Source organism: Mesorhizobium sp. RCAM 06353 (genome assembly GCF_059683585.1).
Window position 1 is genome coordinate 5,615,546 of the sequence record NZ_CM185031.1, and the last position, 18,099, is coordinate 5,633,644.

General features: G+C 62.1%; 16 protein-coding genes and 1 pseudogene. 8 read left to right on the forward strand and 9 right to left on the reverse strand.

Annotated features, from left to right (window positions below):
* Nucleotides 1-95: 95 nt before the first annotated feature.
* Nucleotides 96-698, forward strand: a complete 603-nt coding sequence (gene betI / locus AC56QX_RS27305) for a choline-binding transcriptional repressor BetI (RefSeq protein WP_497111580.1) — start codon at nucleotides 96-98, stop codon at nucleotides 696-698.
* 54 nt (nucleotides 699-752) lie between these two features.
* Here the strand turns inward: betI and AC56QX_RS27310 are convergent, their stop codons facing one another.
* Nucleotides 753-1,688 carry a glycosyl transferase family 90 gene (locus AC56QX_RS27310; protein ID WP_497111581.1) on the reverse strand — a complete coding sequence of 312 codons (936 nt, stop codon included), beginning with the start codon at nucleotides 1,686-1,688 and terminating at the stop codon, nucleotides 753-755.
* 226 nt (nucleotides 1,689-1,914) lie between these two features.
* Between AC56QX_RS27310 and AC56QX_RS27315 the strand changes: the two genes are divergently transcribed.
* From AC56QX_RS27315 to AC56QX_RS27335, 5 genes are all read left to right on the forward strand, one after another.
* Nucleotides 1,915-2,688, forward strand: coding sequence for an SDR family NAD(P)-dependent oxidoreductase (locus AC56QX_RS27315; protein ID WP_497111582.1), 774 nt, complete (start codon nucleotides 1,915-1,917; stop codon nucleotides 2,686-2,688).
* Nucleotides 2,689-2,963: 275 nt separating this feature from the next.
* Nucleotides 2,964-3,515, forward strand: coding sequence for a DUF805 domain-containing protein (locus AC56QX_RS27320; protein ID WP_497111583.1), 552 nt, complete (start codon nucleotides 2,964-2,966; stop codon nucleotides 3,513-3,515).
* Between the two features lie 167 nt (nucleotides 3,516-3,682).
* A complete protein-coding gene (fumC, locus tag AC56QX_RS27325; RefSeq protein ID WP_497111584.1) occupies nucleotides 3,683-5,080 on the forward strand; it encodes a class II fumarate hydratase in 1,398 nt (465 codons plus the stop codon).
* A 177-nt stretch (nucleotides 5,081-5,257) separates the two neighbouring features.
* The gene (locus tag AC56QX_RS27330; protein ID WP_497111585.1) at nucleotides 5,258-5,680 is read left to right on the forward strand and encodes a DoxX family protein; all 423 of its coding nucleotides are present in this window, start codon (nucleotides 5,258-5,260) and stop codon (nucleotides 5,678-5,680) included.
* A gap of 167 nt (nucleotides 5,681-5,847) precedes the next feature.
* On the forward strand, nucleotides 5,848-6,270 hold the full coding sequence (locus AC56QX_RS27335; RefSeq protein ID WP_497111586.1) for a DoxX family protein: 423 nt from the start codon (nucleotides 5,848-5,850) through the stop codon (nucleotides 6,268-6,270).
* A gap of 21 nt (nucleotides 6,271-6,291) precedes the next feature.
* Here the strand turns inward: AC56QX_RS27335 and ppx are convergent, their stop codons facing one another.
* Both ppx and AC56QX_RS27345 read right to left on the reverse strand, forming a co-directional pair.
* Complete coding sequence (ppx, locus tag AC56QX_RS27340; RefSeq protein ID WP_497111587.1) at nucleotides 6,292-7,827, reverse strand: exopolyphosphatase; 1,536 nt, start codon at nucleotides 7,825-7,827, stop codon at nucleotides 6,292-6,294.
* Nucleotides 7,827-10,028 (reverse strand): RNA degradosome polyphosphate kinase, encoded by a 2,202-nt coding sequence (locus AC56QX_RS27345; RefSeq protein ID WP_497111588.1) that lies wholly within the window; start codon nucleotides 10,026-10,028, stop codon nucleotides 7,827-7,829. Before AC56QX_RS27345 ends, ppx begins: the two co-directional genes overlap by 1 nt.
* A gap of 229 nt (nucleotides 10,029-10,257) precedes the next feature.
* Here AC56QX_RS27345 and AC56QX_RS27350 point away from each other — a divergent pair, with 229 nt between their 5' ends.
* Both AC56QX_RS27350 and AC56QX_RS27355 read left to right on the forward strand, forming a co-directional pair.
* The gene (locus tag AC56QX_RS27350; protein WP_015318409.1) at nucleotides 10,258-10,503 is read left to right on the forward strand and encodes a zinc-finger domain-containing protein; all 246 of its coding nucleotides are present in this window, start codon (nucleotides 10,258-10,260) and stop codon (nucleotides 10,501-10,503) included.
* Nucleotides 10,504-10,522: 19 nt separating this feature from the next.
* Complete coding sequence (locus AC56QX_RS27355) at nucleotides 10,523-11,764, forward strand: FAD-dependent monooxygenase (RefSeq protein WP_497111589.1); 1,242 nt, start codon at nucleotides 10,523-10,525, stop codon at nucleotides 11,762-11,764.
* 38 nt (nucleotides 11,765-11,802) lie between these two features.
* Here the strand turns inward: AC56QX_RS27355 and AC56QX_RS27360 are convergent, their stop codons facing one another.
* The 6 genes and pseudogenes from AC56QX_RS27360 to AC56QX_RS27385 form a co-directional block, all read right to left on the reverse strand.
* Nucleotides 11,803-12,468 (reverse strand): TIGR02117 family protein, encoded by a 666-nt coding sequence (locus AC56QX_RS27360; protein ID WP_497111590.1) that lies wholly within the window; start codon nucleotides 12,466-12,468, stop codon nucleotides 11,803-11,805.
* 114 nt (nucleotides 12,469-12,582) lie between these two features.
* Complete coding sequence (locus AC56QX_RS27365; protein ID WP_031240865.1) at nucleotides 12,583-13,332, reverse strand: amino acid ABC transporter ATP-binding protein; 750 nt, start codon at nucleotides 13,330-13,332, stop codon at nucleotides 12,583-12,585.
* A 77-nt stretch (nucleotides 13,333-13,409) separates the two neighbouring features.
* Nucleotides 13,410-14,568: pseudogene (locus tag AC56QX_RS27370) on the reverse strand (amino acid ABC transporter permease).
* Nucleotides 14,569-14,572: 4 nt separating this feature from the next.
* The gene (locus AC56QX_RS27375; protein ID WP_497111591.1) at nucleotides 14,573-15,760 is read right to left on the reverse strand and encodes an amino acid ABC transporter permease; all 1,188 of its coding nucleotides are present in this window, start codon (nucleotides 15,758-15,760) and stop codon (nucleotides 14,573-14,575) included.
* 63 nt (nucleotides 15,761-15,823) lie between these two features.
* Nucleotides 15,824-16,852: an amino acid ABC transporter substrate-binding protein gene (locus AC56QX_RS27380; protein WP_475451430.1), complete on the reverse strand. Its 1,029-nt coding sequence runs from the start codon at nucleotides 16,850-16,852 to the stop codon at nucleotides 15,824-15,826.
* A 385-nt stretch (nucleotides 16,853-17,237) separates the two neighbouring features.
* Entirely contained in the window at nucleotides 17,238-18,098 is an 861-nt protein-coding gene (locus tag AC56QX_RS27385; RefSeq protein ID WP_497111592.1) for a DUF2182 domain-containing protein, read from the reverse strand.
* Nucleotide 18,099 lies beyond the last annotated feature (1 nt).

An 18,099-nucleotide genomic window follows, 5' to 3' on the forward strand; every position in this document is an offset into this window, starting at 1 on the left:
TTGACCAACTGGTATTTTTATTGTCCCACTGGTCAATTGTTGATCTAGGTGGACGAAAATGTCAACGTGGATCTCGCAATGCCTGGATCGAAGCCGTGAAACTCAAGCGTCTCAGTGACATACGCCGGAAGGAGTTGCGGCAAGCCGCATTCGCGGTGCTGGAGCGCGAGGGCATTGCGGGTGCGACGCTGGAAAAGGTGGCCGCCCATGCCGGCGCCTCCAAGGGCATCGTGCTGCACTATTTCCGCAACAAGCAGGAATTGTTCGAGCATGCGATGCGCGAGGCCAACGCCGTGCTGCGCGACGCGGTGGTCGCCCGGCTTCGCCAGGCGCGCACGCCGATGGAGCGGCTCGATGCGGTGATCGATGGCAATTTCGAGGAGCATCTGTTCCTGCCGCCTCTTTGCCACGCCTGGCTTTCGCTCTGCGCCGAGGTGCCGCGCGACGAGAAGCTGGCGCGCATCCAGAAGGTGCTGCACGCGCGCATGCGCTCGAACCTGTTGTCTGGCCTGCACGGCCTTGCCTCGCCCGGCGATGCCGACGACATCGCGCTTGGCGTCACCGCGCTGATCGACGGGCTTTGGCTGCGCCTCGGCCTGGAGCCGGGCAGCGTGTCGCGCGAACAGGCGATCCGCCAGGTCAAGGATTTTGTCGCCGCTCGACTGGCCATGCACCAGCCTGGGGCCGTCGGCGCATAAGACCGGGCCTGGCTTGGTCAGCGGGGTTTCATACGATGTGACCGGCGCGGTCTATCAGGGCGGCCAGCCGGTCGCACGCTCGCGCCCCTGCAGACCGGATTTGAGATTGCCACCGGCGGCGATGTGACCGCGTAGGAGCTTCGCCCATGCCGCCACCGCTGCCGCGCGGGTCAGGCGGGTTTGCGCGAAATGCCGTGCCTCCGCGGCTATTTCGGCTTCCAGCTTCGGATTGGCGCGCAGCCACTCGATGCGTTCGGCCAGATCCGACATGTCGCGCGTCACCGGGACATAGTGGCGAAACGGTTCGATATCGTCGAAGAACCACTCGCGCCATGGCCGATCCTGCAGCAGCACGACGCGCTTGGTGTGAAGCAGCATCTTGAAGCGGCCGCTGTAGCCCGCCCCTTCGACATCGATCATGTATCTGTAGGTGGCAACCTGATCTTCCATCGTCATGAATTTGGTGGAATACCGATTGGTGGCGACATCGTAATTCGCCTCAGTGTCATACGCCTCGACGAGATCCGGGCGGGCCGACGCGATCTCGACGATCCTTTTGCGGGCAGCGTTCATGCAGCGCCCCGCCCAGAACAATCTGTCATCGCGCGGCGGCGCTTCCGACGCGGCCGCCATCGCCAGCGTCTTTTGATCATAGTCGTCGAACTTCGCGTCCGGCCAGCCATCGAAGACGAAATCGGGCGCGGCCACTTCGCCATAGCCGTCAGCTTGAGAGAAGGCAAAACGCGTGCGGAAATGGCGATGCCTTCTGCGCGACGGCGTGTCGCCGAGAAGCATATAGAATGGCGGCAGATTGCGGACGCCCAGGGATGCCAACGCCTCGGCTATCAAGGTCAGCACCTGCACATGCCTTTCAAGCCAGGCGGCACGGGAGCGCACCTTGAGCTTGCCGCTTTCGAAACGGCAGTGGATCTCGCCGCGGTTGAGGCCGGGCAGGAAGCGCCTGCCAATCTCGACGACGTCGACATCCATCGGAAGCGCCTTTCGTCCGGTCTTGAGTGGTGCCATTTTTAAAGACGCTTTCGTCGCGACCCGTTTTCGATCAACGCGGCTATCCCGTTGGCGTCGTGGATGCAAGGGCAGACCATCCCAGCGTCGGCAACTGGCGAAGTTCATACCGTGGGATAGGCCAGCGGCTTGACCCGGGCCGCGACTATGCGGTGCTCTGGCATTGGCCAAGGCGAGCTCGGAGTGCCCGATGAGACTGCAGGACAAGCGCGCGCTGGTGACCGGCGGCTCCGACGGCATCGGCCTGGCGATTGCGGAAGCGTTCCTGCGCGAGGGCGCCGATGTCCTGATTGTCGGCCGCGACGCCGGCAAGCTCGAAACCGCCCGCCAGAAGCTGTCGGCTCACGGTCGGGCCGGTGCAGTGAAGACAGTATCGGCTGATCTTGCCACCAGCCCGGGCGTCGCGGCGGTCGTCGAACACGTGAAAGAGACCGGCCGGCCGCTCGACGTTCTCGTCAACAATGCCGGTGTCGCCTACCTCGTGCCGTTCGAGACCGTCAGCGAGACGCAGTTCCAGCACTCCTTCGCGCTCAATGTGACCGCGACGTTCTTCCTCACCCAGGGGCTGCTGCAGCATTTCGGCGCCGGCGCATCCGTCATCAACATCTCCTCCTATTTCGCCAGCAAGATGATCCCGAAGCGGCCATCCAGCCTGTACTCGTTGTCGAAGGGGGCACTGAACTCGCTGACCAAGTCGCTGGCCTTCGAACTCGGCCCGCGCGGCATCCGCGTCAACGCCATTGCGCCCGGCACAGTGGATACGGCGATGCGGCGAAAGACGGTCGACAATCTGCCGGTCGAGGCGCAGGCGGAGTTGAAGGCCTATGTCGAACGCAGCTACCCGCTGGGGCGCATCGGCCGCCCGAACGACCTTAGCGGCATCGCAGTCTATCTCGCCAGCGACGAAGCGGCGTGGACGAGCGGTGGTATCTTCGCGGTCGACGGTGGATATACCGCTGGGTGAGTGCCGGCCGTCGCCGCCCTGCTTAAGACCGGCCTGGCGCGGCCCGTTGCTGCCCCGGACCGGGTAAAATCCGATCATCAACCAAACAGCTGCTTCCCGCTGTCGAGCGCAACCCCGCCCGCAGAAATAAATACCAAACTCTATTTATACATACCATTTAATATCAATTAACCATCCAACTAATCGTCCCGCCGCACCCATTACTTCACCGGTACATCTTTAGTAACTTTTTACATACGCAGTGAATATTGCCCTGACTACCGATGGAGATGTAAATGAATCTTTTGTTTGGATTTTCCGGGCGCATCGGCCGTGGGCAATGGTGGCTGGCCCAGTTCGTAGTGCTGGCCCTGCTGGTGGTGACCGTTGCCGCCCTGGTCCATGTCGGAGTTGCATCGGCCGGACATAGGCTCAGTGCGTTTCCCTCAGACAGTCTAAGTGCCAATCTGGTGCTGCTCATCGGCGCCGCACTTTCGCTCTGGGTCAATTTCGCCGCAACGATCAAGCGGTACCATGATCTGGACAAATCGGGCCGATGGTCCCTGCTGTTGTTCCTCCCCTATATCGGCGGGCTATGGGTGCTTGTCGAATGCGGCTTTTTCTCCGGCACAGACGGCAACAACGACTATGGTCCGCCGTCCGGCACAGAGGCCTCGAGAAGGGACCTCAGCGCCCACATCTCCCGTATGGCGGCCGAACGCTCTGTCCAGTTGCAATCGCGATCCACCAGACTGGAACAGCAAGCCAGCAGGATGGATTCCGCACCTGCGGCGCCGCAAACGAGGCGTCACACAGGTCCAACGGGATTTGGCCGCCGCGGGCGTTAGGTCAAGGACAAGAGTTCCGCGAACATGCCGCGGGAAGCTACATACGAAGCGTATTCGCGGAGAACCATCTTCAACCGATTTGCATCCGTGCCACCCGCAATCTCCGCTTGATGCGTTTTGTGCAACGCGATACGCCGTTGCCCAAATCGACAGACCGGAGAGTTGCCGTGAGCACGCCAAAGACCAGAACCGAAACCGATACGTTCGGCCCCATCGAGGTTGCCGCCGACCGCTATTGGGGCGCGCAAGCGCAGCGCTCGCTCGGCAATTTCAAGATCGGCTGGGAAAAGCAGCCGGTTTCGGTCGTGCGCGCGCTGGGCATCGTCAAGCGGGCGGCGGCGGAAGCCAACATGGAGCTGAAGCGGCTCGATCCGGCGATCGGCAAGACGATTGTCGAGGCGGCGCAAGAGGTCATCGACGGCAAGCTTAATGACCATTTCCCGCTGGTGGTCTGGCAGACCGGCTCGGGCACGCAGTCCAACATGAACGCCAATGAGGTGATCTCCAATCGGGCGATCGAAATGCTGGGCGGCGTCATGGGCTCGAAGAAGCCGGTGCACCCCAACGACCACGTCAATATGAGCCAGTCGTCGAACGACACCTATCCGACGGCCATGCATATCGCCTGCGCCGAGCGCATCGTGCACGATCTGTTGCCGGCGCTGAAGCACCTGCACAAGGCGCTCGCTGCCAAGAGCAGGGAGTTCAACCACATCATCAAGATCGGCCGCACGCACACGCAGGATGCCACGCCGCTGACGCTGGGCCAGGAATTCTCGGGCTATGCGGCGCAGGTCGCCTCGTCGATCAAGCGCATCGAACTGACGCTGCCCGGCCTGCAGGAACTGGCGCAGGGCGGCACCGCTGTCGGCACCGGCCTCAACGCGCCGGTCGGCTTCGCCGAAAGGGTGGCTGATCGCATCGCCGCCATCACCGGCATTGCCTTCGTCACCGCGCCGAACAAGTTCGAGGCGCTCGCGGCACATGATTCCATGGTGTTCTCACACGGCGCCATCAACGCGGCGGCCGCCGCGCTGTTCAAGGTCGCCAACGACATCCGCTTCCTCGGTTCCGGCCCGCGCTCGGGCCTCGGCGAGTTGTCACTGCCGGAAAACGAACCCGGCTCGTCGATCATGCCGGGCAAGGTCAACCCGACGCAGTGCGAAGCGATGACGCAGGTCTGCGTGCAGGTGTTCGGCAACAACACAGCAGTGACCTTCGCCGGCAGCCAGGGTCATTTCGAGCTCAATGTCTACAACCCGCTGATGGCCTACAATTTCCTGCAGTCGGTGCAGTTGCTCGCCGACGCATCGGTCTCCTTCACCGATAATTGCGTCGTCGGCATCGAGGCGCGGGAAGACAACATCAAAGCGGCGCTCGACCGCTCGCTGATGCTGGTGACGGCGCTTGCGCCCACCATCGGCTACGACAACGCCGCCAAGATCGCCAAGACGGCACACAAGAACGGCACGACGCTGCGCGAGGAAGCGCTGGCCACCGGACTGGTCAGCGAGGCCGACTATGACCGGCTGGTGCGGCCGGAGGACATGACGCATCCGGGGTAAAGTGTTTTGCGGCGGGAGAATTTACTCCCGTCACCACATCACCCGACACGAATTTCGCGCCTCCTGGCCGATCACGGAAATGTACGCCCTGTGAACGATGTGTCGCCGGATAGGCGGCTTTGGTGAACAGTCAGCATCGTCTATCTCTCCGGCATTCAACCCATTCGGAGAGTCACCATGTCCATCAACACTTCCACCGCCGGCGCCGGTACCGCGTCCAACAGTTCTGTCACCATCCTGCTCGGCCGCATCCTGCTCGCGGTCATTTTCCTGCTTTCCGGTTTCGGCAAGCTCACCGCGATATCCGGCACCGCTGCCTATTTCGGCGGTCTCGGCCTGCCCCTTCCGACCGTAACGGCCGTAGTCGTCGGCCTGATCGAACTGCTCGGTGGCCTCGCCATCCTCGTCGGTTTCCAGACCAGGAGCGCCGCCTGGGTGCTCGCGGTCTTCACGATCGCCACCGGGCTTGTCGCCCACACCGGCTGGGCCGACCAGATGCAGATGATCCAGTTTCTCAAGAACCTCGCCATCACCGGCGGCTTCCTGCTGCTGGCTTCATCGGGCGCCGGCGCCTACTCGATCGACGCCAAGCGCGGCTGAACCTCCCTCCCAAGCCCCCTCCCGGGCCTTGACCGAAGCGGCGCGGAATTTCCGCGCCGCTTTTTCGTTGTTTGAAGTAGCCGGTTCGGTTCCAGCCGCCGCTGCGCAGGCGTAGACTGCTCGGTGACCGGCTCGGACCCAATCTGGCGCCGGCAAGGGAGGTGGCCATGGCTCGCAATGCATTGCTTCTGGTTTCGCGACTGCTGTTTGCCGTGATGTTCGTACCATCCGGCTTCCAGGCGATCGCCAACATCGCCGGTACATCAGATTATTTCGCCGGCCTCGGCCTGCCGCTGCCGACGCTCGCCGCCTGGGGCACGGGTCTGTTCGAGCTGATCGCCGGCTTGCTGATCCTCATCGGCTTCCAGACCCGGATCGTGGCGCTGTTGCTGGCGGCTTTCTGCGTGGTTGCCGGCTTCATCGGCCATTTCGGCCAGGGCGCCGGCGACGCGATGCTCGCCTTCCTGCAACAGCAGATGCTGATGAAGGACATTGCGATATCAGGCGGTTTCCTGGCACTGGCGATGGCTGGTGCCGGAGCCTGGTCGGCCGACGGACGCGGTTTCGGCATCGGTGCGGACGCGACCTGAGCCTCCGCCTACCAGAACACGCTACTTCACCGAAACGCTAGGCCCGCCCTCCACGGCCAACACCAGGCGGCGGTTGGTGATGCGCGCCAGCTGCGCCAGGCGGCCGGCCGGGCGCTCGCCATAGAGGTCGGAGAGCGAAGCGGGCAACACCAGCGCCAGTACGCCGTTGGCGCGCGGCTCCCATTTCAGCCTGGGCATGATGCCGGGCATCGAGGCCGTCAGCAGATAGACAACCCGCATCATCGCCGCCAGCACCCGAGCCCGCTCGAGGTAGCGCGGCGTCGCCAGCGCCTTGATTTCGGGTGCGATGGATTCGTTGAAGATGCCGTCGTGACGATAGGCATTGGCCAACGCCAGGAAGGCGCGGCCGGGATGGTCGACGCCGTAGAAAGAGGCATGGGCAATGATGTTGAGCGACTGCCTGCCGCGGTATTCGGGATGCGCGCGCCAGCCGATATCGGCCAGCAATGCGGCCGCGTGGCGGTAGCGCGCCTCGTCCTCGGTCTCGTCGATGCCGAAGGCGGCGAAGGATTTGGCTGTCCAGTCGACCAGCTCATGCGCATGAGTGACGGAGCGCGAGCGCAACCGGGCGAGCTCCTCGGACGCGGAGATCAACGGATCGGCCTTCTGCTCGGCCTCGTCGAGCAGCGAATAGAGAAAACCTTCGCGCACACCGAGCGCCGAGACGATGATCTTCGACGGCTGCATCGCCGCCATGATCTCCTGCAACACGATGGCGCCATAGGGCAGCAGCGAGCGGCGATTCTTGGAAACGCCTTCGATCCCCTTGACCTTCTCGATCTCGGCTTTGGCCACCTGCTTGAGAAAGTTCGCCGCACTGTCGGCCGACATCTCGTAGTGGTGCATGACGCCGAGCGGGTAGTTGTTCATCTCCATGTGCAGCCGGGCGAGGTTTCGCCAGGTGCCGCCGACGGCATAGAAGGGCCGGCCCTGCCCGCCTTTCAACAGCTTGGCCCGCGCCAGCTCGTCGCGCGCGATCTTCTGCGCCTGGGTGAGCGAGTTTTTCGCCATGTCCTGCAGGCGCAGGCCACCGAGCGGCAGCGTTATACCGTCACCGATCGCCTCGCCATTGACGTCGACCAGTTCGAGGCTGCCGCCACCCAGATCGCCGGCAATGCCATTGGCCGGGTGGAAGCCCGAAATGACACCAAGCGCCGAATAATAAGCTTCCTGACGCCCGCTGATCACCCGGATTTCGGTTTTCAGCACCTCTTCGGCGCGGTGGATGAAATCGGGACCGTTGATCGCCTCACGCGCCGCGGCGGTGGCCAGAACATACATATGCTCGGAGCCGGCCTGGTCGGACAGCGCACGAAAGCGGCGGAACTCTTCCATCGAGCGCGTCACCGCCTCGGGGTCGAGCTTGCCGGTCGAAACGATGCCGCGGCCGAGGCCGGCCAGCATCTTTTCGTTGAACAGCATGGTCGGCGAGCGCGCCAGCCCTTCATAGACAACAAGGCGGATCGAATTCGACCCGATGTCGATGATGGACAGCGGTCGGCGGTCCTGCAGCCGGCCCTGGGAATCAGACATCATCAGGTGGACGCTGCGGCGTTCTTCTTGCGGCGCTTGAACTGCGCAATGCGCTTGGGCGCATGCGACTTCAGCGCGTCACCCCGTCCCGACAGGCTCGGATTGGTCATGAAATATTCCTGCGCGTTGAACGGTTCCTCGCCCTCCTCCAGCACGACGCGCCGGGAGGTTCCATCTGCCAATACGTCGAAACTTTGCTGATTGTCCATGATGTTGCCCAGCATGATCTGGCCCAGAATCTGTTCATGCACAGTTGGATTGGTGATCGGCACCATGGTTTCGACGCGACGGTCAAGATTGCGCGGCATCAGGTCAGCCGAGGAGATATAGACGATCGCCTCGTCCGAGGGCAGGCCATGGCCGTTGCCGAAACAATAGATGCGGCTGTGTTCGAGGAACCGGCCGACGATCGACTTGACCCTGATGTTTTCCGACAGGCCCGGCACCTGCGGCCGCAGGCAGCAGATACCGCGCACGACGAGGTCGATTTCCACTCCCGCGCGGCTGGCATCATAGAGCGCGTCGATGACGATCGGGTCGACGAGCGCGTTCATCTTCATCCAGATGCGCGCCGGCTTTCCTTCCAGCGCATGGGCGACTTCGTCGGAAATGTGCTTGAGGATGCGGCTTCTCAGCGTGAATGGCGAGATCGCAATCCGCATTTCATCGGTCGGCTCGGCATAGCCGGTGATGAAGTTGAACAGCTGGGCGACATCGCGCGCGATTGTCGGATCGGTGGTGAAGAAGGACAGGTCGGTGTAGATGCGCGCGGTGACCGGATGATAGTTGCCGGTGCCGAGATGCACGTAGTTGCGCAGCTTGCCGTCCTCGCGCCGTACCACCAGCGACATCTTGGCGTGGGTTTTCAACTCGAGGAAACCGAACACAACCTGCACGCCGGCACGCTCGAGGTCGCGCGCCCAGCGGATGTTGGCTTCCTCGTCGAACCGGGCCTTGAGCTCGACAAGTGCGGTCACCGACTTGCCTGCCTCGGCCGCGTCGACCAGCGCGCGCACGATCGGGCTGTCGTTGGAGGTGCGGTAAAGCGTCTGCTTGATCGCCACCACTTCGGGATCGGCCATCGCCTGGCGCAGGAACTGCACGACGACGTCGAAGGATTCGTAGGGGTGGTGGACAACGATGTCCTTCTCGCGAATGGCGGCAAAACAGTCGCCGCCATGCTCACGGATGCGCTCGGGAAAGCGCGGATTGTAGGGCGTGAACTTCAGGTCATCGCGAGGGATGGAGACAATCTCGGAGATCTGGCTGAGCGCCAGCGGTCCGGTGAGCACGCTGATGCGGCTCGACGATACGCCAAGCTCGCCGGCCACGAATTCGCGCAGTTCGCCAGGCATAAGTTTGTCGAATTCGATGCGAATCACCGAACCGCGGCGGCGGCGCTTCAGCGCCGTCTCGAACAGGCGCACGAGATCTTCCGACTCCTCCTCGACCTCGATATCGCTGTCTCGAATGATGCGGAACGTGCCGGAACCCTTGACCTCATAGCCCGGAAACAGCTTGCCGATATAGAGGCCGACCGCCTCTTCCAGCGGAATGAAGCGGACATGGTGCTTGCGATCGGGCAAACGGATAAAGCGCTTCAGCGCCACCGGCAGGCGCAACAGCGCACTCATCTCCTCGCCATTCTTGCGGTGGCGCAGCTGCAGCGCCATCGAGAAGCCGAGATTGGGAATGAACGGGAACGGATGCGCCGGGTCGATCGACAGCGGCGTAAGCACCGGAAACACCTGGTCCTGGAAATGGTCCTCCAGCCAGACCTTCTCGTCCTTGGTCAGAGCGTCGCGGGTGATGCTCTCGATGCCTTCCTTGTTGAGCAGCACGGTGAGTGCCGAAAGGCTCTTCTGCTGGTCTTCCTGCAGCCGTTCGACCTCGCGCAGCAATTGTTCGAGCTGCTGCTCGGGCGTGCGGCCATCGGGGCTTTTCAGCGTGATTCCTTCGCGCACCTGGCCGGCGAGGCCAGCGACGCGCACCATGAAGAACTCGTCGAGATTGGCTGCCGAGATCGACAGGAAGCGGACACGCTCCAGCAGCGGATGATGGGTGTTCAGCGATTCCTCGAGCACGCGGCGATTGAACTGCAGCCAGGAAAACTCGCGGTTGACAAAGCGATCGGGGTTGCCGCCTTCCGAACTGGCCACCTCGACATTGACGAATTCGCTCTGCACCGGCTTCAGTTCGTTCATGATCCCTGCCCGTAACCGTTCCTTTTGCAGCGCCGCCAGATGGCGATAGACGCTCTAACATGCCTTTGTGTCGCATGATCGGTCGCGGAATCGCTTTGCGTCCGCGCTCACGCGCTTAACCGGCTTAACTTATCCTCTGACAGGCTTTTGCGACAGTTTGATTTCATCGATCTTGCAAAGAGACCTGTTATGATCCAGATGCATGCGAGACTGCGTTAAGGAGACGACGATGGCAGGCGGTTCCATTCCCCATTTCCAGAACGATGCGGGCCATCCGGCGATCGACATCGGGGTCAAGGAATTCATGTGCACGGGCGCCAACCCGCCTTTCGACCATCCGCATGTGTTTCTCGACATGGGCGACGACAATGAGAAAGTCTGCCCCTATTGCTCGACGCTCTACCGCTATTCGCCGAAGCTGAAGGCGACGGAAACGCTGCCGGCTGGCTGCCTCTACATCGACCAGGCCGCCTGAGCCTCCAGCGGCTGAGCCCATGCACGACGCGCAACTCCGGCAAGTCATCGTCGCCGGGGCCGGCGTTGCCGGGCTGACAGCCGCCCTCGCCTTCGCCGCACGCGGCTACCCCGTGCGGGTGTTCGAACAGGTTCCGCGCCTCGAAGCCGTGGGTGCCGGCCTCCAGCTTTCTCCCAACGCGACACGCATCCTGCGAGACCTCGGCGTGCTGGACCGGCTGTTGCGGACAGCGGTTATGCCGGAAGCGGTGGTGCTGAAGGACGCCGCGACGTTGCGCGAACTGGCCCGCGTGCCGCTGGGGCAAGCGGGCGAAAGGCGTTGGGGGGCGCCTTATCTCGTCGCCCACAGGGCCGACCTGCACAGCGCACTGACAGCGCGTGTTGCCGATATGCCGGGTATTCATCTCACCACCGGTGCGCGCGTCGCCAGCATTGCCACCGGCAGCCATGGTGTTACGGCGAGTGTCGAGGTCAATGGCAAGACGGCCGAGGCACAAGGCTCCTTGCTGGTCGGCGCCGATGGCGTCTGGTCCTCGGTGCGCGCACTTGTCGATTCGACCAAGAGGGTGGCATCGCCAAGAAGCCGTTTTTCGGGACAGTTGGCCTGGCGCGCCACCGTCGCGGCCGACAGCACCGCTGGGCAAGCCTTTGCCGCGATCGGCGCGGTCGATTGCGTCACGACTTTTCTGCATCCGGGTTTCCACATGGTTGCCTATCCCGTCAGCAAGGGTGACGCCTTCAATCTCGTCGCCTTCACCAAAGGCGAGCGCATTGCCGAGGGCTGGTCCGGCCATGCCGATCCCGGCATCCTCGCCACCGCTATGCGCGGCACCGCGCCAGGACTCGTAAAGTTGATGGAAATGGCGGGCCCGTGGCTGACCTGGCCGCTCCACACCGTCGAACAGAAGCAGCCCTGGACAACGCCAGCCGGCATCGCACTGATCGGCGATGCCGCGCATGCGATGACACCCTTCGCGGCACAAGGCGCGGCGATGGCGATCGAGGATGCGGCGACGCTTGCCAATGTCATGGCCGAATTCCCTGCCGATCCAGTGGAAAGTCTTCGGATCTGGGAGAACTTGCGACGGCCGCGTGTGGCGAGAGTTGCTCGCCGTGGCGCCGTCAACCGCCTTGCCTGGCATGCTGCCGGCCCCGTCGCCATCGCCCGCAATCTGTTCCTCACCATGCGCTCCTCGGATAAACTCGCCGCCGACCTCGACTGGCTCTATGGCTGGGAGCAGCAGAAAATCATCCGGCGCTGAAATCGAGGCATGTTTTTCAGCTTGTCTGCGGAAAGGCGCTAGTTATAGAGCCGCATCGACAGCCCCAGCGACACCGGCAGCGGGTTCCACCAGCCAGTGCGCAGACCGGCGGTGCGCAGTGCCGCCGCCGTCCACGTGTTGCAGCCGACCAGTGCGTTGAAATGGCCGTTGGCTTCGAAGAAGCCGTCGAATCTGGAATAAGCGGCATTCTGGATATGGATCGGACCGCTCGGTCCCTGCTGAAAGCTGGCCTGGATGAAATCAAGCAAGGCCGCGAACTGGTCATTACCGATGTCGAAGCCGGCGACATCGGGATGCGGTTCGACGATATCGCCGGCGACATCGACATGCATGACCGACGCGTCGAGGGTCAGCGCTTTCATCACCGGAACGGCTTTCAGCTCAGACCAGGTCGGCGTTTCCAGATAGAAGGCGCGGCCGCCCCAGCCGAAGACGATGTAGCGCACCTCCGGCGCGTCGGCCGGGATGCCGGCTTCGACCAGAAAATGAAAGCGTTGGCGCACCGCATCGTCGACCGGGATGGCGATGTCGGTGTGGATCGGGTTTCTCAGCACCAGGATATGACGCGTCACAGACTTGTCGCCGGCTGTTTGCCAGAGCGGCCGCGGCACGAAAGTGCCGAGCGTGACGGCGAGCACGACCGCGATCAACAGCAGACCAAGAAAACGGCCGAGCTTTTTCATGAATGGCGGCCCTGCAAACGCATCCCGGCGCGACACGAACCGCCCGCCTCTGCCTATCCATACGCAAAAGAGCCCGGCACTGCTTCAGCCGGGCTCTCCTTGGTCATCAAAAGCCTAGTGCAGGATCTGCGACAGGAACAGTTTCGTGCGCTCGTGGCGCGGGTGGTCGAAGAATTCGGCCGGCGTGTTCTGCTCGACGATCTGGCCCTGGTCCATGAAGATCACCCGGTTGGCGACCTTGCGGGCAAAGCCCATCTCGTGGGTGACGCACAGCATGGTCATGCCTTCTTCCGCGAGGCCGACCATGGTCTCCAGCACTTCCTTGATCATTTCCGGATCGAGCGCCGAGGTCGGCTCGTCGAACAGCATGATGCGCGGGTTCATGCACAGCGAACGGGCGATCGCCACGCGCTGCTGCTGACCGCCCGATAGCTGGCCCGGATATTTGTTTGCCTGCTCGGGGATTTTCACGCGCTTGAGGAAATGCATGGCGATTTCCTCGGCCTGCTTCTTCGGCGTCTTGCGCACCCAGATCGGCGCCAGCGTGCAGTTCTCCAGGATGGTCAGATGCGGGAACAGGTTGAAGTGCTGGAACACCATGCCGACCTCGCGGCGCACCTCGTCGATCTTCTTCAGATCGTTGGTCAGTTCCTTGCCGTCGACGATGATCTTGCCCTTCTGGTGCTCCTCCAGCCGGTTGATGCAGCGGATCATGGTCGATTTGCCGGAGCCGGACGGTCCGCAGATGACGATGCGTTCGCCGCGCATCACCTTCAGGTTGATGTCCTTCAGCACATGGAACTCACCGTACCATTTGTGCATGGCGATGATGTCGATGGCGACATCGGTGGTCGAGATGTGCATCTTGGCGGCGTTGACCTTGATCTCTTCCGCGCTGACGGCGTTTTCGGTGGCCATGACAGGGTCCCCTTGTTCTTTTGTTAGCGTTTGTGGCCGGTGTCGAGCCGGCGTTCGGTGTACATTGAATAGCGCGACATGCCGAAGCAGAACAGCCAGAAGACGAAGGCGGCAAAGATCAGGCCGGACTTGGCCGTCTGCGCCGTCGCCCAGTTGGCGTCGGAGAAGTTCTGCTTGACGATGCCAAGCAGGTCGAACATCGAGATGATGGTGACCAGGCTGGTGTCCTTGAACATGCCGATAAAGGTGTTGACGATGCCCGGAATGACCAGCTTCAGCGCCTGAGGCATGACAATGAAATACATCTTCTGCCAATAGCCGAGACCGAGCGAGATCGGCGCCTTCATACTGCCCCTTGGGAATCGCCTGCAGGCCGCCACGCACCACTTCGGCCATATAGGCGGCCGCAAACAACGACACGCCGATCAGCGCGCGCAGGTACTTGTCGAAGGTGACGCCCGGCGGCAGGAACAGCGGCAGCATGACGCTGGCCATGAACAGAACGGTGATCAACGGAATGCCACGCACGGCTTCGATGAAGATGACGCACAGCATCTTGACAACAGGCATTTTGGAGCGCCGGCCAAGCGCCAGTACGATGCCAAGCGGCAACGACACGACGATGGCCACGAAAGACAGCGACAGCGTTACCAGCAAGCCGCCCCAGCGCGCGGTTTCGACATGCTCCAGACCGAACACGCCGCCCACCAGGAGGAAGAACGCCACAACAGGTAAACCGACGATCAGCAGCAGGGCGTTGAGGCCCTTGCGCGGCACGCTCGGCATCAGCATCGGCACCATAAGCACGACGAGCAGTATGCCGACCAGAATTGGCCGCCAGCGCTCCTCGATCGGATAGGTTCCGAACATGAACTGGCCAAACTTGGCGTTCACAAAGGCCCAGCATGCGCCAGACCAGCCGTCCGGCTGAATTCCGCCTTGCGTTACCGTGGCGCATACGGTCCGGTTCGGTCCCGTCCACACAGCGCTGATGAAGGCCCAGTTGATGATTTGCGGCAGGATCATCACCACCAGCGCCAAACCGATTATGGTCATAATGGTATCGCCTACCGAGGCGATCAGGTTCCTTCGCACCCACGCGCTGAAGCCCGTGACGCCGGCAGGCGCCGGTTGCGCCAGCATCATTTCGGTGCGAACCCAGGACATATCATGTTCTTGCATGTCCTTACCTCTCCACCAGCGCCATTTTGGCATTGAACCAGTTCATCAGCAGCGAGGTCAGGATGCTGATGGCCAGATAGATCACCATCATGATGACCACGCACTCCACTGCCTGGCCGGTCTGGTTGAGCACCGTTCCGGTCGTCGCCGTCAGGTCGGGATAGCCGATGGCGATGGCGAGCGAGGAATTCTTGGTTAGGTTGAGATACTGGCTGGCCAGTGGCGGAATGACGATGCGCATGGCCTGCGGCACGACGACCAACCGCAACGCCTGGCCGGCACGCAGACCAAGCGCAGCCGAGGCCTCGCTCTGGCCCTTGGCAACTCCGCGAATACCGGCGCGCACGATCTCGGAGATGAAAGCGGCGGTATAAAACGACAGCGCCAGATAGAGTGACAGAAACTCCGGCTTCACCACGAAACCGCCGCTCAGGTTGAAGGTGGACTGTTTGGGAAAATCGAAAGTCAGCGGAAAGCCGCTCAGCGCATAGGCGAGCAACGGCAGCCCGACAATCAGCGCCAGTGATGTCCAGAACACCGGGAATTGCTGGCCGGTCGCCATCTGCCGCTGATGCGCCTTGCGGGCGACGAACCACGCCATGGCGATGCCGACAAGCAGACCCACCACGATCAGCCAGGAGCCGTCACCCCAAATAGCGCGCGGGAAATAGAAGCCGCGCTGGTTGAGGAAGGATCCGAAAGGCAGGTGATAGCTGTCACGCGGCGCCGGCAGCACGGCCAGCACGCCGGAATACCAAAAGAAGATGACCAGCAGCGGCGGGATGTTGCGGAACACCTCGACATAAACGGTACAGATTTTCTGGATCAGCCAGTTTTTCGACAGCCGGCCGATGCCGACGATGAAACCGATGATGGTGGCGGTGATGATGCCGACAAAGGCGACGATCAACGTATTGATCAGGCCGACGATGATGGCCCGGCCATAGGTGGAGTCAGACGTGTAGGCGATGGGCGTGTCCGAGATGTCGAAACCGGCGCGGCCCTTCAGAAAGCCGAAGCCGGAGGCAATGTGAAGGTTCGTGAGGTTTACGATGGTGTTGTGGACGATCCACCAGACACCCGACACCAGCAAAGCAACGACCAGGCATTGGTAGAAAATGCTACGGACTTTGGGATCGTTTATAAGAGAAGCGCGACTTGGCGCCTCGCGAAGAACTTCCTGCGATGCCATTCGACCATCCCCTGGAAAGAGAAACCGGGAGGCAGACGATCTGCCTCCCAGATCACATTTCGGTCAGCGGATCGGCGGAGCGTATTGCAGGCCGCCCTTGGTCCACAGCGCATTGATGCCGCGGGCGATCTTGAGCGGGCTACCCGAGCCGACATTGCGGTCGAACAGTTCTCCGTAGTTGCCGACGGCCTTGACGATGTTGACGACCCAGTCGTTGGAGACGCCGAGATCGGTGCCGATCTTGGTGTCGGCTTCCTGGCCGAGCACACGCTTGATCTCCGGGCTGGGGGAGTTCTTCATTTCATCGACATTGGCCTTGGTGATGCCGAGCTCTTCCGCCTGCAACAGCGCGAAATAGGTCCACTTGACGATGTGGTACCACTGGTCGTCGCCCTGGCGCACGGCCGGGCCGAGCGGCTCCTTGGAGATGATCTCGGGCAGCACGACGTGATCGGCCGGTGACGCCAGCGTCAGGCGGATGCCGTACAGGCCCGACTGGTCGGTGGTGTAGACGTCGCAGCGGCCGGCGTCATAAGCGGCGTTGACCTCTTCGAGCTTTTCGAAGACGACCGGATTGTACTCCATCTTGTTCGCCTTAAAGTAGTCGGCGAGATTGAGCTCGGTGGTGGTGCCACTCTGCACGCAGACTGCGGCGCCGGAAAGCTGCAGCGCCGAATTGACGCCTGGCAGCTTCTTGGCGTTGATCATGAAGCCCTGACCGTCATAGTAGGTGACGCCGACAAAGTTCAGGCCAAGTGCGGTGTCGCGGTTGATGGTCCAGGTGGTGTTGCGCGACAGGATGTCGACCTCGCCGGACTGCAGCGCGGTGAAACGTTCCTTGGCGCTGAGCGGCGTGAACTTGACCTTGGTGCCGTCACCGAAGACAGCGGCGGCTACGGCGCGGCAGAAATCCGCGTCGATGCCTTGCCACTCACCCTTGTCGTCCGGCGCCGAGAAGCCGGCCAAACCGGTCGAGACGCCGCATTGGATGAAGCCCTTCGCCTTGACGGTATCGAGCGTCGTAGCCGACGCGGCCGACGCCATCAGTCCAAGCGTAGCGGCGCCAAGAATGCCGATAGCAATATGTTTCATGACCCACAGACCCTTTTCTCTGTTTTTCAGGCAAACCCTGATCTTTTTTCCCGTGTGAACGCAGCTCCCATTCCAGCCCATTCCCGGAATCCCACGTCGTAACCGACGCGCCGCCTCCCATTCACGAACAGCATCGAAGGCGATAATTCTTGTGAGGTCAAGGGAAATGACCGAATCCGAACGTGTTTGAAAATCGATTGTCGGAAATGCCCGAATTGCAGACAAACGCGCCCGCGATTTAGTCACGGCGCAAATAAAGTCGGCAAAGCGTATTCAACGCAAATGCGGGCCAGCGACGAAGTCCATCTCTGACAACGGCTTGGCGTGACTGATCTGGATGCGGGATGAATTGGCACGTCCGAAGACTGTTATCAGACACGCGCCGTCAAAGCGCGCGAGAGATGAGCCACGCGCCCGCCGCCACCATCAACATGCCGGAAATGCGCGGGATCCACTGCCCGACCATGACTGTCTTTTCCAGGAGAACGAGGATGGCGATGCCGGCGATCCACAGGACGTTCATGACGCCGCCGACGAACAGCAGAGCCATCAGCGCCCAGCAGCAGCCCAGACAATAGAGGCCGTGATCAATGCCCAGCCGAAGCGCACCGAGTGGCGCCGAGCGAAACCCGCCGTGACTGGCCAGGAACGCGATCGGCCCCTGACATTGGCGCAAGCAGGCGCCCTTGATCGGCGTCCATTGATAGAGACCGGTGGCGATCAGGACGAGGCCGCCGAGGATCGTGCTGCCGGTCGCCATTGAGGGATCGAGCAAGGCGAGGCGCGCGAGCAGCCATTGCGCAACGGTTGCCACGATGCTGAAGACGATCCAGACGGCGAGATAGCCGGTAAAGAACCATCCTGTCGAAGCGATAGGCCGGCCATCCGCCTGCGCCTTGCGGCCGACACCGGCATAGAGCAGCAGCATCGGCGCGACCGAAGGCGTCATCATACCGACCATCATCACCGCCCACATCGTGAAAATGAAAGCGAAATCGGCGGGTGCCCAGACTCGGAACCCAGGCGCCACGGCGGAGCTCATATCCATGCCGCCCATGTCCGTCTTCGACATGTCCATTCCGGCCATGCCGCCGCTCGCTCCGGCCGGCATGGGGGAAGCGGGCATGGCCATGCCAGTGGCGAGCCACAGCACATAGGCCCAGGCGAGCACGGCAATCACGACGAGCGCGGTCATCACGACCGCGCGGTCGCGCCGCAGCACCGCCTCGAGGGCTGTATCACTCATT

Coding starts and splice junctions, on each gene's coding strand:
- AC56QX_RS27310 (WP_497111581.1), bottom strand. CDS start 1,688: ATGGATGTCGACGTCGTCGAGATTGGCAGGCGCTTCCTGCCCGGCCTC.
- AC56QX_RS27315 (WP_497111582.1), top strand. CDS start 1,915: ATGAGACTGCAGGACAAGCGCGCGCTGGTGACCGGCGGCTCCGACGGC.
- AC56QX_RS27320 (WP_497111583.1), top strand. CDS start 2,964: ATGAATCTTTTGTTTGGATTTTCCGGGCGCATCGGCCGTGGGCAATGG.
- AC56QX_RS27330 (WP_497111585.1), top strand. CDS start 5,258: ATGTCCATCAACACTTCCACCGCCGGCGCCGGTACCGCGTCCAACAGT.
- AC56QX_RS27335 (WP_497111586.1), top strand. CDS start 5,848: ATGGCTCGCAATGCATTGCTTCTGGTTTCGCGACTGCTGTTTGCCGTG.
- ppx (WP_497111587.1), bottom strand. CDS start 7,827: ATGATGTCTGATTCCCAGGGCCGGCTGCAGGACCGCCGACCGCTGTCC.
- AC56QX_RS27345 (WP_497111588.1), bottom strand. CDS start 10,028: ATGAACGAACTGAAGCCGGTGCAGAGCGAATTCGTCAATGTCGAGGTG.
- AC56QX_RS27350 (WP_015318409.1), top strand. CDS start 10,258: ATGGCAGGCGGTTCCATTCCCCATTTCCAGAACGATGCGGGCCATCCG.
- AC56QX_RS27355 (WP_497111589.1), top strand. CDS start 10,523: ATGCACGACGCGCAACTCCGGCAAGTCATCGTCGCCGGGGCCGGCGTT.
- AC56QX_RS27360 (WP_497111590.1), bottom strand. CDS start 12,468: ATGAAAAAGCTCGGCCGTTTTCTTGGTCTGCTGTTGATCGCGGTCGTG.
- AC56QX_RS27365 (WP_031240865.1), bottom strand. CDS start 13,332: ATGCACATCTCGACCACCGATGTCGCCATCGACATCATCGCCATGCAC.
- AC56QX_RS27375 (WP_497111591.1), bottom strand. CDS start 15,760: ATGGCATCGCAGGAAGTTCTTCGCGAGGCGCCAAGTCGCGCTTCTCTT.
- AC56QX_RS27380 (WP_475451430.1), bottom strand. CDS start 16,852: ATGAAACATATTGCTATCGGCATTCTTGGCGCCGCTACGCTTGGACTG.
- AC56QX_RS27385 (WP_497111592.1), bottom strand. CDS start 18,098: ATGAGTGATACAGCCCTCGAGGCGGTGCTGCGGCGCGACCGCGCGGTC.